Below are 12,140 nucleotides of genomic sequence, written 5' to 3'. Positions count from 1 at the left end.
GTCAGATCGCGTCCTCCCCTTGCCAGACGATGAGTCCCATCACGACCGTCCCGATGATGGCGGCCGTCACGAAGGCGATGGCGGCGGACGTCCCCTCTCGGGTGTTGAACGTCGCGACGACCATACACGACAGCGACGGCACGACCGTACAGCTGGAGACGGTGTCGATGATCCCGTACACGCGCATCGCCTGCACCGAGCGGAACAGCACGGCGACGCCGATGGTCGGCAGAATGAGCGGGAACGTGATGAGCTTGAACTGCTGCCACTTCGTCGCGCCGGCGACCTTGGCCACGTCGTACAGGCCGCGGTCGATGCTCTGGAGGCCAGCCAGAATCAGCAGCGCCATGAACGCCGAGGTCTTCCAGATGTCGGCGACGATGACGATGAACGTCGCGCTCGCGGGATCGTTGAGCGTGTTCGTCGGCGCGAGCAATCCGAGGTCGGCGAGCGGCGGCGTCAGGAAGCCGACGTTCGCGTTGAACATCAGGAAGAAGATCATCCCCTGAATGACGATCGGGACCGCCCACGGGATGATGATGGCCGCGCGAATCCACCGCCGACCGTAGAAGTCCTGGTCGAGGATGAGCGCCTGCCCGAGGCCGATAAGCGTCTCGAACAGCACGCTCACGACGGCGAAAATGATGGTGACGACCAGCGCGCTGCCAAGCAGCGAGTCCAGACCGAGTCCCTCCGGCAGGAACGTGGTGCCGCCCGGCAGGTATCGGTTCTTCTCACCGGTGAACAGCTCGACGTAGTTCCCGACGCCGACGAAGCTAGTGCTCGAGAAGTCCGCCGAGATGGCGAACAGCGACAGCTCGAACGTCCGCAACAGCGGGTACAGCGCAACGATGCCGAGCAGCACGAACACCGGTACTAACAGCAGGTACGCGTACTGCGTATCGCTGAGGTTCTCCATCCAGCGCATCACGCCCACGAGCACGCCGGAGCGCCGTGACTCCCTGCCAGTTTCTGTACTCATGTGGTTACCTCCGTCCGTTGTTACAGTATGTCATGATAAATAGTCACAGGGGCGGTATTGTAAAGCTACCCCGTGGTTTTAGTTCTGCTCAGTGTCCGCCAGTGCGTCTGCCAGCGTCGACATCGCGTCGGCCGAGGAGACCGACTGCTCGACGGCCCGGTTAGCCTGCTCCGCGATGTTGCTGGACTGGTCGCTCCAGACCGCCGTGACCGGGCGCGGCATCGTGTTGTTCCCGGCCACCTGCAGCGTGTCCATGTAGCGACCGACGACGGGCACGCTCTGTGCTTCGTCGGAGTTGAACAGTTCCGGCCGCGGCGGCAGCCAGCCCTGCACGGACAGCAGCGTCAGCTGGAAGTCCGGCTCCATGGCGGCGCGGATGACCTGCGTCACGGCGTCTTTGTCCTCGCTGTTGGGGTTGACGGTCATGTGCCAGCCACCGAGAGCGGCCGTAGATCCACCCGTGCCGGGCTGTGCGGCCTCGTCTTCTGTCACCCCGTACGGAATCGGCATCGCGCCGAGGTTCTCGCCGAGCGAAGGGTCGTCGGTTTCCTCCGGGTCGCGGCCACCGAGCGCCAGCGAGTAGGGCCAGTTCCGGTGGAAGACGGCGTTGCCGTTGACGAACGGCGCGCGGGCGTCCTCCTCCTTCCAGCCGAGGATATCGGTCGGGGTGAAGCCGCCGCCGTACTCGGAGAACTGTCCGCCGAAGTCCTCGTCGTGGACGAACTTCCGCATCATGTTCAGGGAGTCGACGACCTCAGGCTCATCGACCGTGATCGGTCGGTCGCCGATCGGCCCGAAGAGGTTGTCGCGGCCGCCGAAGTACGCGCCGCCCCACGAGGACATGACCTCGTTGAACGTACAGCAGGAGGTCCCCTCGTAGATGTCCCACTGGGTGGTAAACCCGTAATCGACGTCTGACTGGTCGTAGACGTCTTCTGCGATGTTGGACCACTCCTGCCACGTCATCGGCTCGGTGGCCCAGTTGTTGCCCTCGGGATCGTAGCCTGCCTCTTCGACGAGGTCCTTGCGGTACTGCATCGTCGGGAAGTCCGGGAACACCGGGACGCCAAACAGGTTCCCGGAGCTTGGGTCCCGCGCCGTGTCGGTAAAGGCCGAGAAGTAGTTGTCCGACACGTCCGAGAGGAGTTCCTCGGGCAGCGTCTCCGAGAGGTTCTGGAGCTGCCCTCGCTGGATGAAGATGTTCGTCCAGCCGTTGTCCATCAGGAACATGTCCGGGTCCGTCTCGCCGGCGTTCAGCAGCCGGTTGTAGTTCGACCGTGCGGCGCCCGTGTCCTGGTCACGCGGGACGAACTCGACTTCGATGTCGTCCGACAGGCCGTTGTCGTGCAGGGCCTGCTTGATCGCGTCGCCGTTGTTCTGGACGGCCACCGGGTCGAAACCCCACTGGACCGTCGTCGTCTCGCCGCTGCCGCCGTCGCCGGTCGAGCCACCGTCACCACCGTCGCCGCCACCGCCGTCGCCGCCGTCGCCACCACCGACGAAGTCCGCACAGCCAGCCAGTCCACCGACGACACCTGCTGCTCCGGCGGCACGGACGAACCGTCGCCGGGAAACGCCTGTCGAGTTCCGCTCGCCGCTTGTGCCATTGTCCGACATGTCTATTCTGAGCTATCCCGGACACACCTTAAAGGTTGTCCATAATTAACCACAGGTGTTGTTAATTGTCGGTCCGGTCCCGAAAAACATGATATTTTATTGATTGGTAGGGATAGTATAAAACGTTCAGTATATATACGTGCGGATAGGTCAAACGGTTGTTTGCCAAACGGAGGTTCTCAAACGCGCAAACTGAGTGGAAGTTTATTTTGCTGGAAACGCGGCGATTGCGTCACTCGTACTGGACGTTCGTGATCGTGATCTCAGTGGCTTCGATCTCCTCGATGACGGCCCCCCAGCCGCCGATTTCGTACGTCCCGTCGTCGGTGACCAGCGTGGCGCTGATTCGGCCCGCCAGTTGTGCCAGCGGGACCGGGTCGGTCCGCCCGATGCTACTCCCGGTGTAGTCGACGGCGGTAATGCGCCCCGTCAGCGTAACCGACTGTTTCGTTTCCGTGTCGTACCCCTCGATGACAGCCTCGATAACCGCCTCCTCGTTCAACAGCGGTTCGATATCCCGGACGGCGTGGCGGAGGTCGACGTACGTCGTCGGTGTTTCCGGCGTCCGTTCGGTGTACAGCGTGTCCCAGATCTCCCACAGGCAGGTCAGGAAGAACCAGTGGAAGACGTAGGTGTGGGTCCGGTCCTTGACGAGTACGCCGTACTCGTTGACCGAGTCGTGGTGGGGCGCAAAACACGTCCAGGTTCGGTCGACCAGCACGAAAAACGGAGCGGGAATCTCGCGGTTCCGGGCCTCCGTACAGGTCCCCTCAATATCGTCAAGCGGCGGCACTTCCTCGTCAGGACCCGTGCAGATGCTGAGTTTGATGTTCACGCCGCGGTCGTGGGCGGCGATGAGTTCCTCTCGAACCGCGTAGAACTGCTCTGGGTTCACCCCGACCTGTATCTGGTTTTCGGCCGTTTCGATGAGCTCCCGGGCCCGGCTGACGACCGTTTCGAACCGCTTGACGATGCTGACCTCGTGGTCGGATATCTCGGGCTGGTTCCAGCGTTCCTCAATCGTCTCCGCCGCGTCGAGGTACTTGCTCGACCGGGACCGCAGGTCCTCGAGCACTACGTCGGGGTTGCGGGCGCGGGCGGTCAGACTGTCCTGCTGGAACGTCTCGATGTATCCTTTCGTCTCCAGGTCCCGGAGGACGTCGTAGATCCGCGGGTCCGGGACGTCACAGGAGTCAGCGATGTCGGTCGCCGATGCGGTCCCCAGCCCCAGCAACGCCACGTAGGCCTCCGCCTGATAGGGGGAGAGACCGGCATCTTCGAGGACATCGGTTAGTTCGCTGTCGTCCATGTGTATACAGGGAAACCAAGTACGCAGTTAATGTGCATGGTTATCCATCGAGATCCACAGTCAGTCCTTGCCTTCCACCGGCCACTGTGGCCGTTTCGGGGCTTCGATTCGGGCGCACTCCTCGTCGGTCAGGTCGATGTCGAGCGCCTCGACGTTTTCCTCCAGGTGGTCCATCGTCCGCGGGCCGATGATCGGAGCGTCCACGACCTCCTGATGGCAGAGCCACGCCAGGCTGACCTGTGCCGGCGTCGCGCCCTTCGTGTCGGCTATCGCTCGCACCTCGTCCAAAACCGCCCAGTTCTCGTCGCTGAATCGGTTTGCCGTGTACTCGTCGGTGCTCGCCCGCCCCTCGGAAAGGTCGTCGTCGCGTTCGTACTTTCCGGCCAGGAAGCCCCCGGCCAGCGGCGACCACGGAACGACGCCGATCCCTTCCATCTCACACACCGGCAGGAGGTTCGCCTCCTCGTGGCGGTCGACGGCGTTGTACTCCGGCTGCATCGAGACGAACCGCTCGTACCCCTCGATATCCGCCGTATACAGCGCCTTCTGGAACTGCCAGTTGGCCATGGTGCTTGCGCCGATATAGCGGACCAGCCCCTCGTCGACGAGATACGTCAGCGCGTCCAGCGTCTCCTCGATAGGCGTGTCGTCGTCCCACCGGTGGATCTGATAGAGGTCCAGATAGTCGACGCCGAGGCGGTCCAGCGTGGCGTGACACTGGTCGATGATGTGTTTCTTCGAGAGGCCGCCGCCGTTTGGCCCGTCGTGCATGTCGAAGTACACCTTCGAAGCAAGCACCAGTTCCCCGCGGCGAGCGGAGTCGATGGCGTCGCCCAGTATTCGCTCGCTTTCGCCGTTCGAGTACGCGTTGGCCGTATCGAAGAAGTTGATACCCAGATCGAGCGCCCGCTCGAGTATCCTCCGGCTCTCGGCCTCGTCGTCGAGCATCCAGGGCTCCGCGCTGCCGAAGTTCATCGTCCCGAGACAGAGTTGAGACACGTCGAGTCCTGTCGACCCGAGCGTGGTGTATGTCACCGGCGAATCGCTCATGCCAGCTTGTACCACAGCTGTTGTTAAAGATTTTGGGACTGCCGAACGTTGTCCCGATGTGAGCCGCGTATCCACACGCGATGTCGACCCGATGGAACCGCTTGCGTCTCTCGCCGACGAGTCCTACACCGGTGAGAACAGATGCTGGCCGTGTACCGTCCTGAACCTGGGGCTCGTCGGAGTCCTTGCTTTGTTCTTGCGTGCACGCGAGCGCTCGCTCGCGGCCCTGCTGGTCGCCGTTGTCGGCGTCACAGTGGTCTATCTTCGAGGGTATCTGGTTCCGTACACCCCGGAGTTTGCTCCGTGGCTTGTGTCGGCATCACCGATCCCGGACGAGTGGTTCCACGGAGGGCCGTCACACAGAGAGACAACCCGAGAAGGCAGGACTCGCGAGGAGAGCGAATCGTTGGCCGACGACGTGGGGATGGACGGCGAAACCGTCCTCCGTGAGCTATCGGCGGCCGGTGTCATCGAAGTCGAAGGGGAACAGCTGTTTCTCGCGACGGATGTCGATACGGCCTGGCACGAGCGAATGGACGAACTGGCCGACCACTCGCTCGATGCTCTTTCGGCGACGCTGCAGGAGTCGCTGAAGCAGGTCGACCACGCGGAGCCGTACGCCGAGGACGACGCTGACTGGATCGCGCTCGGCTCTGACCACAAGCAGCTCTTGCCCCGTCCGGTCGTCGTCGCCGAACTCGCGGCGTACGAGGTTCTCGGCGAAACTATCGACGACGAACGGCTCAGAGTCGCCGGCGCGGAGGCTTTCCGGATGTTCCTCGACAGTTGCCCGGTCTGTGGCTCCGAACTGGTCGAATCGTCGTCGGTGTCGTGTTGCGGTGGCCATCTCGGCCCGCGACAGAACCCCGACGAGACGCTCGTCTGTCCCACCTGCGAGCAGCGCCTCTACACCTTTGAAGGAGTCAATTGACGAAGTAAGGTCACAGTTCCTCACGAGAACTACAAACGACAGACCCGGTGAGTGTGACAGCCGCGACTTCTGCAGAACCGAGAGTTCGATTGCGCTCGGATTCGCTGTCCCCGTCCAGTCGGTGTGGTACTACCCACGCATGAGATTCAATACCTCATCAACCACGTCGGTTTCGACGGCGAGGATGTAGCCCTCGCCGGGTTCCAGAACCGTATCGGGGCCTGCGAGCGGAGTTCTGTCCGCTGTCGAGATTAGCAGGCTTCCGGACGGTCGCGCGCATCGACCGGACAGCCGGTGAGGCCTACACCCGGTTCGTCGACGCGGTGGTCTTCCCCGGACGGGCCGGCTCCAGAGTGGCGGCCAGCGAAATCCTGGGGAGCGACGTCCTGTCGCTTGCCGACGTGACGGGTACCCTCGATATCATGCTCATCCGCGTCGCTGAGGGTGCCCCGGCTGCCGGAAAAACACTCTCTGACGTACGCTTCCCCGAGGGAACTCTCGTCGTGTCCGACGATAACGGTAAGCGATTCGCTCGTACCGACACGACTCTGACACCGGGAAGCAGCTACGTCGTCGCTGTTGAACCTGCCGTGGTCGACGAAGTGATGAACCTGCTGCGCGGCTAGTGATACTGTCGACTATAACTCTACGTAGAATTTTGCCACCCGGAGTGGCAAATATTTTGAAATAGTGACAGCCGACAGTACGAGTCGCGCCCGGACCTGTCTCATCGGAGACAGACCACGTACTGTGACCACTATACTCGCTCTTACCACAGAAATTGATGGACGGAGAACGGCGGGAGAACCGCTGGTGCGTGCGGTCCCGCGTACAACCATGCTGTGTGGCAGACAGGCGGTTGGCGTCGGCCGGGTCGGGGGTAGTGACCTGACGGGTCGCCACCTGGCCCCGGATAGCAGGGGGAGTGTACCCAGCCGCTAGAATAGTACAACGGATGTTGTAAATACATTTTGGTGGGTGGAGAACACTGCCTATTAAATCCTCGCACACGGAGATGGTGATATGAAGAATATCGACGACCTCGTCGACAGCGCGTCCGACCTGGCACAGCGTGGTCTCTCCAAGGGCGAGATCGCTGACGAACTCAACGTCTCCCGCGAGACGGCGAGTTGGCTTGTCGAGCGCAGCGGCACCGGCACGGAACCGGACACGAGCGACGACGGCGGCCCCCACGACATCCACGTCGACTGGTCCGCCGTCGGGCGGGACAGCAACCGGCTGTACCACGCGGGGGCGGCGATGGCGGACCTACTCTCGAAGAAAGGCGACGACGTGGACCTCACCATCGGTATCGAGAAAGCCGGCGCGCCGCTTGCGACGACCGTTGCGCGGGAACTGGAAACAGACCTCGGGACGTACGCCCCGACCAAGCATCAATGGGACGACGACGAAAGCGAGACCACCGACGGCTCCTTTTCGCGGAACTTCGCACAGATCCGGGACCGCGACTGCTACGTCGTCGATGACACCATCACGAGCGGCAAAACGATGGGCGAAACCATCGACGCGATCCACGAACAGGGCGGCAACCCCGTGGCCTGCGTCGTGCTGGCGGACAAACGCGGCGTCGGCGACATCCGCGGCGTCCCGGTGTACTCCCTGCTGCAGGTCATCCGAGTCGGCAGCGACGGCGACTCATAACGGCGCTGGCGACCTGTTCCGAGCGCGTACTGTGTCGGGCGGCAATCGGATCTCCTGAACCGGCGTGGCCGCACGAGAGACTATCCTTTTATTCATGCCGCGCGTACTCCGTGGCATGACTGTGCTGTCGTTCGACGAACAGGGCGTCGATGTCGTCTACGAGGGGACGGAGTTTCGCCTCGAAAAGGCCCTTATCGAAGACGCTATCCAGAAATCGTATCCGAACGTGACTGACCACGAAGTGCTACAGATGGTCGAACCGGAACCGGCGCTGTCGGGGGAACCCCAGCGCATCGCCGAGATCGTGAACTGAAGCGGAGATAGTTCCTTTCAAGGCGATAGATCCGTCGTGGGAACGAACGTCGAAAAAGAACCAGTATCCCGTTTTCAGGCGTTTACAGCCGCGAATATGCGCTAATTAAGCACCCGAGCAGTAGGCATTTAAGCCGTCAGCGCACACTGGGAGATAATGTCAGACCCACGTATCGCCGGGGCCGGCGTGACACATTTCGGGGAACACCCCGAACGAACCGGCCGCGACCTGTTCGCCGAGGCCGGGCTGGAGGCGCTTGACAGCGCCGGAATCGACCCGGACGACGCTGAGGCGCTCTATTACGGCAATTTCATGGGAGAGCTCGCGGAACACCAGGGCCACCAGGGTCCGCTGATGGCCGAAGCCATCGGCCTGGACGTTCCGGCGACCCGCGTCGAGGCGGCCTGTGCGTCAGCCGGCACAGCCGTTCGTGAAGCCGTCAAGACGCTCCGAAACGACGAGGCGGAGGTCGTCGTCGTCGGCGGCGCGGAGCGGATGACTAACATCGGGACGGCAGCGGCGACGGACGCGCTCGCAATCGCTGCCGACGACCTCTACGAGGTCCGTGCCGGAATGACCTTCCCCGGGGCGTACGCGCTGATGGCCCGGTCGTACTTCGACCAGTACGGCGGCACCCACGAGGATCTCGCCCACATCGCCGTCAAGAACCACGAACACGCGCTGGTCAACGAACACGCCCAGATACAGAAGGAGATCACGGTCGAGGACGCGCTGGAAGCGCCGACGATTGCGTCCCCGCTCGGCCTGTACGATTCCTGCCCGATTACGGACGGCGCTGCGGCCGCCGTCCTGACGACGGAATCCTACGCCGAGGAACACGATCTTGACGCCCCGGTCGCCATCACCGGCACCGGACAGGGCGGCGACAACCTCGCGCTACAGGATCGCCCGCATCTGGCACAGACGCCCGCTGCCGACAAGGCCGCGGAGGAGGCGTACGGAGACGCCGGCGTCGGCCCCGATGACGTGGACTTCGCCGAAGTCCACGACTGTTTCACTATCGCGGAAGTGCTCGCAATCGAGTCGCTTGGCTTCTACGACCGCGGCGAGGGCATCGCCGCGGCGCGCAACGGCGAGACGACCCGCGACGGCGACCTGCCGATAAACCTCTCGGGCGGGCTGAAAGCCAAGGGCCACCCGGTCGGCGCGACCGGTGTCGCCCAGCTGGCGACCATCGCCTGGCTCCTCGACGGATCACATCCGCGGGCCGACGCCGTGCCGGACGGCACTGTCGGCGTCGCGCACAACGCTGGCGGCACCGTCGCGTCTACGACCGTCCACGTCATGGAGGTGCAAGAATGACCGAACCCGCACAAGACGGCGAGTACGACGAGTGGCTCGACAGCATCGAATCGGGCGAGGGCTACTACCTCGAATGTTCGAACGGCCACGGGTGGCTCCCGCCCAGGCGAGTGTGTCCCCGCTGTCACGACCAGGACCTCTCGCAGGTTGCTCTGCCGGAGTCCGGCGAGATCGCGAGCCACACGACGATTACGGTCCCGACGCCGCAGTTCGAGGACGACGCGCCCTACGTCACCGCTATCGCCGACTTCGGCCCGGTGTCGGTCACGGGGCTCGTCAGAGACGTGGACCCGGAGGAGGTGGCCATCGACGACGTGGTCGGCATCGACGTCGGCGAGCGCGTGACGACCGGCGACAGAGCCGTCGTGTTCCGGCCGCGGTAGCGCTTAGTTCTCGACTGTTACCGAAGTCACTCTGTCCCGGACCACGTCGACGAACTCGCCAGGGTGTTCGACGTGGGGTAAGAGAAGGGAATCACCGAACACGACGAGCATCGCGTCCGCCTGTTCGGCCAGGTCTCGTCCCTCCGACAGCGGCGTGATGTCGGCGTCTTCGCCCCAGACCAGCGTTACGGGCACGTCGAGGCTCTCCAGTGTTTCGCCGAGGTCCTCCTCGGGGTCGAGGAAACCGGTGACGAACGACGCCGGCGCGAAGCGCGCGCCGGCCTGGTGGCCGCTCTGCCACTCGTAGTCGACGACATCCTCGGTGAGGTTGTCCATGTCGTAGTAGCCGTGGTCGGCGTGGAAGTGGCGGATGGAGGCTTTCGAGACGGTGAGGTTGTAGATGGCCTCGCCGACGACGGGGGCGCGCAGCAGCGAGCGGAGCCAGACGGTGCGACTGCCCATCGAACTGTCTGTCGGGCAGATGAGGACGAGTTCTTTGAGGTCGACCTCCTGTGCCGCGTTGGCGGCGTAGGCTCCGGTCAGTGACGACGCGACGACGGTCGCGTCAGTGGTGTTGTCCTCGATGAAATCACGCACGAACGCTGTGTACAGCGAGGCCGAGTACAGCAGCGGCGGTCGGTCGCTGTGCCCGAAGCCCGGCAGGTCCGGCGCGATAACGTGGTAGTCCTCGGACAGCGTGTCGAACACCGTGTGGAACTCGTGGCTGCTGGCGGCGGCGTTGATGCCGTGGAACAACACGAGGTCCGGGTCTGACGGGTCGCCGGCCTCAGTGTACGCGATATCGAACCCGCGCCAGCGGTACGTCCCCTGATCCCCGTCCAGCATCGGTTCGAACGCGCCAGCCTGTGACTGCAGTACGCGATTAGCAACGACTGTCGCGCCGACCGCACCGACGGCTGCACCGAGCGCCTTGCGAAGTCTCATACTGATCTCTTGGGACCCCGGCAGTGTTATAGTTTGTACGTGGCGAAACCCCACGGCTAGCGGTGGTGGCTCAGACGGACTGGACAGCCGGTAGGGGGCTGTCGGCTACGGTCAGTCAATCGGGTGGCGGCCCTGCACTCAGTCCCGTCGTTCGTCGAGACACGCACGGAGCGGGGCGAGGACTTCATCGACGACCGTGTACGGATCAGTGTGGCGCTCGATGACGGCGTCGACGTAGCCCTCGATACCGCCCCGTCGGTCGAGTTCCTCGACCAGCAGTTCGTTGGCGTCCTCCCGAAGGAGGGTCCTGATCTCGGCGGCGAAGCGCTCCCGGGCTTGCCCCTCCCGGCGGCCGGTTCGGTCCAGATACGCCCCGTGGTCGGCCAGGGTCTCCAGGAAGTCCTCGACGCCCTCGCTCCGGTTGGCGACCGTCTCCACGATTGGCGGGTCCCACGTTTCCGCCTCGTCACTGTCCCCTCCATCGTCGGACGGCGTATCGCCGTGGTCCCCAGCGAGTTCGGTCGCGCCGTGATGGCCGGAATTCGGTCGTCCGCTCCGGCCCTGTAGCATCTCTCGGAGCTGCTGGACCGTTCGGTCGGCTCCGTCGAGGTCGGCCTTGTTGACCACGAACACGTCGCCGATTTCGAGGATGCCGGCCTTGAGCATCTGCACGTCGTCGCCGCTGCCCGGCGGGACGAGCACGGCGACGGTGTCGGCCGTGCGGACGATATCGACCTCGTTTTGCCCTGCACCGACCGTCTCGACGATGATCTTGTCCTTGCCGAAGGCGTCCAGCGCGGTCACGGCGTCGGTCGTGGCCGTCGACAGCCCGCCCAGCGAGCCCCGGGCAGACATCGACCGGAAGAACATGTCCATGTCGCCCGCGTTCGAGGCCATCCGTATCCGGTCGCCCAGCACCGCACCGCCGGAGAACGGCGACGACGGGTCGATGGCGATGACCCCGACGGTCAGGCCCTGCTCGCGGTAGGTCGCTGCCACCTTATCGACCAGCGTGGACTTGCCCGCGCCGGGACTCCCGGTGACGCCGATAACGTCTGCCGTCCCGGTGTGCTGGTGGAGGTCGGAGATTATCTCCCGATACCCCGGCGAGCGGTTCTCGATCTGTGTGATGACTCTGGCGAGGGCGCTATGCTTGCCCGCGAGCAGGTCCTCGACGAGGTCGCTCATCGCTCGGGCGCGTTCTCGTGGATGTAGTCGATCATCTCCTCCATCGACGCGCCGGGCCCGAATATCTCGTCGACACCCAGATTCCGGAGTTCGTCCTGATCGTCATCCGGGACGATGCCCCCGACGAGGATGAGCCGGTCGTCGAACGCGTCGTACTCCTTCAGCCCGTCGAGAATCTTCGGGACGAGCGTGTTGTGTGCCCCCGAGAGAATAGAGATGCCGACGACGTCAACGTCCTCCTGGACGGCGGCCTGCACGACTTCGTCGGGCGCGCGATGGAGTCCAGAGTAAATCACTTCGAAGCCGGCGTCACGGAGTGCTCGCGCGATAACGTGTGCGCCCCGGTCGTGACCGTCGAGTCCAACTTTCGCCACCAGACACCTGATGGTCCGTTCCGTCTGCTCCTGCTCGACACTCATGGCAGTACGTACCGCGCG

General features: G+C 63.7%; 12 protein-coding genes and 2 pseudogenes. 6 read left to right on the top strand and 8 right to left on the bottom strand.

Going from position 1 to position 12,140, the window contains the following annotated elements:
* Position 1: 1 nt before the first annotated feature.
* The 4 genes from ACY9XZ_RS11170 to ACY9XZ_RS11155 all read right to left on the bottom strand — a co-directional run bounded on the left by ACY9XZ_RS11170 (position 2) and on the right by ACY9XZ_RS11155 (position 4,958).
* Complete coding sequence (locus ACY9XZ_RS11170; RefSeq protein WP_463457107.1) at positions 2–982, bottom strand: carbohydrate ABC transporter permease; 981 nt, start codon at positions 980–982, stop codon at positions 2–4.
* Between the two features lie 78 nt (positions 983–1,060).
* Positions 1,061–2,599 carry an extracellular solute-binding protein gene (locus tag ACY9XZ_RS11165; protein WP_463457106.1) on the bottom strand — a complete coding sequence of 513 codons (1,539 nt, stop codon included), beginning with the start codon at positions 2,597–2,599 and terminating at the stop codon, positions 1,061–1,063.
* 232 nt (positions 2,600–2,831) lie between these two features.
* Complete coding sequence (locus tag ACY9XZ_RS11160; RefSeq protein WP_463457105.1) at positions 2,832–3,908, bottom strand: TrmB family transcriptional regulator; 1,077 nt, start codon at positions 3,906–3,908, stop codon at positions 2,832–2,834.
* A gap of 60 nt (positions 3,909–3,968) precedes the next feature.
* Positions 3,969–4,958 carry an aldo/keto reductase gene (locus tag ACY9XZ_RS11155; RefSeq protein WP_463457104.1) on the bottom strand — a complete coding sequence of 330 codons (990 nt, stop codon included), beginning with the start codon at positions 4,956–4,958 and terminating at the stop codon, positions 3,969–3,971.
* Between the two features lie 91 nt (positions 4,959–5,049).
* Here ACY9XZ_RS11155 and ACY9XZ_RS11150 point away from each other — a divergent pair, with 91 nt between their 5' ends.
* Positions 5,050–5,889, top strand: coding sequence for a hypothetical protein (locus ACY9XZ_RS11150; RefSeq protein WP_463457487.1), 840 nt, complete (start codon positions 5,050–5,052; stop codon positions 5,887–5,889).
* A gap of 129 nt (positions 5,890–6,018) precedes the next feature.
* Here the strand turns inward: ACY9XZ_RS11150 and ACY9XZ_RS11145 are convergent.
* A pseudogene (locus tag ACY9XZ_RS11145) lies at positions 6,019–6,165 on the bottom strand (TrkA family potassium uptake protein); the annotation flags it as partial.
* Here ACY9XZ_RS11145 and ACY9XZ_RS11140 point away from each other — a divergent pair.
* The 5 genes and pseudogenes from ACY9XZ_RS11140 to ACY9XZ_RS11120 form a co-directional block, all read left to right on the top strand.
* Positions 6,153–6,515: pseudogene (locus ACY9XZ_RS11140) on the top strand (TrkA C-terminal domain-containing protein); the annotation flags it as partial. The pseudogenes ACY9XZ_RS11145 and ACY9XZ_RS11140 overlap by 13 nt on opposite strands.
* Positions 6,516–6,912: 397 nt before the next feature.
* A complete protein-coding gene (gfcR, locus tag ACY9XZ_RS11135) occupies positions 6,913–7,551 on the top strand; it encodes a transcriptional regulator GfcR (RefSeq protein WP_424329177.1) in 639 nt (212 codons plus the stop codon).
* A gap of 115 nt (positions 7,552–7,666) precedes the next feature.
* Complete coding sequence (locus tag ACY9XZ_RS11130) at positions 7,667–7,864, top strand: DUF5800 family protein (protein WP_004518030.1); 198 nt, start codon at positions 7,667–7,669, stop codon at positions 7,862–7,864.
* A 156-nt stretch (positions 7,865–8,020) separates the two neighbouring features.
* A complete protein-coding gene (locus tag ACY9XZ_RS11125) occupies positions 8,021–9,187 on the top strand; it encodes a thiolase domain-containing protein (RefSeq protein WP_463457103.1) in 1,167 nt (388 codons plus the stop codon).
* Positions 9,184–9,570 (top strand): Zn-ribbon domain-containing OB-fold protein, encoded by a 387-nt coding sequence (locus ACY9XZ_RS11120; RefSeq protein WP_463457102.1) that lies wholly within the window; start codon positions 9,184–9,186, stop codon positions 9,568–9,570. Before ACY9XZ_RS11125 ends, ACY9XZ_RS11120 begins: the two co-directional genes overlap by 4 nt.
* A gap of 3 nt (positions 9,571–9,573) precedes the next feature.
* Here ACY9XZ_RS11120 and ACY9XZ_RS11115 read toward each other — a convergent pair whose 3' ends face one another.
* The 3 genes from ACY9XZ_RS11115 to ACY9XZ_RS11105 form a co-directional block, all read right to left on the bottom strand.
* Entirely contained in the window at positions 9,574–10,515 is a 942-nt protein-coding gene (locus ACY9XZ_RS11115) for an alpha/beta fold hydrolase (protein ID WP_463457101.1), read from the bottom strand.
* Positions 10,516–10,653: 138 nt separating this feature from the next.
* The gene (gene meaB, locus ACY9XZ_RS11110; RefSeq protein WP_463457100.1) at positions 10,654–11,703 is read right to left on the bottom strand and encodes a methylmalonyl Co-A mutase-associated GTPase MeaB; all 1,050 of its coding nucleotides are present in this window, start codon (positions 11,701–11,703) and stop codon (positions 10,654–10,656) included.
* Positions 11,700–12,122, bottom strand: a complete 423-nt coding sequence (locus tag ACY9XZ_RS11105; protein ID WP_463457099.1) for a cobalamin B12-binding domain-containing protein — start codon at positions 12,120–12,122, stop codon at positions 11,700–11,702. Before ACY9XZ_RS11105 ends, meaB begins: the two co-directional genes overlap by 4 nt.
* Between the last annotated feature and the right edge of the window lie 18 nt (positions 12,123–12,140).

The sequence above is a fragment of the Haloarcula sp. HT12 genome, assembly GCF_055271655.1.
The sequence above is the reverse complement of the archived record's forward strand: the minus strand, read 5'-3'. Positions and strand labels throughout refer to the sequence as shown.

Bases quoted from the DNA above. Each gene is read 5' to 3' on its own strand.
- ACY9XZ_RS11170 (WP_463457107.1), bottom strand. From the start codon at position 982: ATGAGTACAGAAACTGGCAGGGAGTCACGGCGCTCCGGCGTGCTCGTG.
- ACY9XZ_RS11165 (WP_463457106.1), bottom strand. From the start codon at position 2,599: ATGTCGGACAATGGCACAAGCGGCGAGCGGAACTCGACAGGCGTTTCC.
- ACY9XZ_RS11160 (WP_463457105.1), bottom strand. From the start codon at position 3,908: ATGGACGACAGCGAACTAACCGATGTCCTCGAAGATGCCGGTCTCTCC.
- ACY9XZ_RS11155 (WP_463457104.1), bottom strand. From the start codon at position 4,958: ATGAGCGATTCGCCGGTGACATACACCACGCTCGGGTCGACAGGACTC.
- ACY9XZ_RS11150 (WP_463457487.1), top strand. From the start codon at position 5,050: ATGGAACCGCTTGCGTCTCTCGCCGACGAGTCCTACACCGGTGAGAAC.
- gfcR (WP_424329177.1), top strand. From the start codon at position 6,913: ATGAAGAATATCGACGACCTCGTCGACAGCGCGTCCGACCTGGCACAG.
- ACY9XZ_RS11130 (WP_004518030.1), top strand. From the start codon at position 7,667: ATGACTGTGCTGTCGTTCGACGAACAGGGCGTCGATGTCGTCTACGAG.
- ACY9XZ_RS11125 (WP_463457103.1), top strand. From the start codon at position 8,021: ATGTCAGACCCACGTATCGCCGGGGCCGGCGTGACACATTTCGGGGAA.
- ACY9XZ_RS11120 (WP_463457102.1), top strand. From the start codon at position 9,184: ATGACCGAACCCGCACAAGACGGCGAGTACGACGAGTGGCTCGACAGC.
- ACY9XZ_RS11115 (WP_463457101.1), bottom strand. From the start codon at position 10,515: ATGAGACTTCGCAAGGCGCTCGGTGCAGCCGTCGGTGCGGTCGGCGCG.
- meaB (WP_463457100.1), bottom strand. From the start codon at position 11,703: ATGAGCGACCTCGTCGAGGACCTGCTCGCGGGCAAGCATAGCGCCCTC.
- ACY9XZ_RS11105 (WP_463457099.1), bottom strand. From the start codon at position 12,122: ATGAGTGTCGAGCAGGAGCAGACGGAACGGACCATCAGGTGTCTGGTG.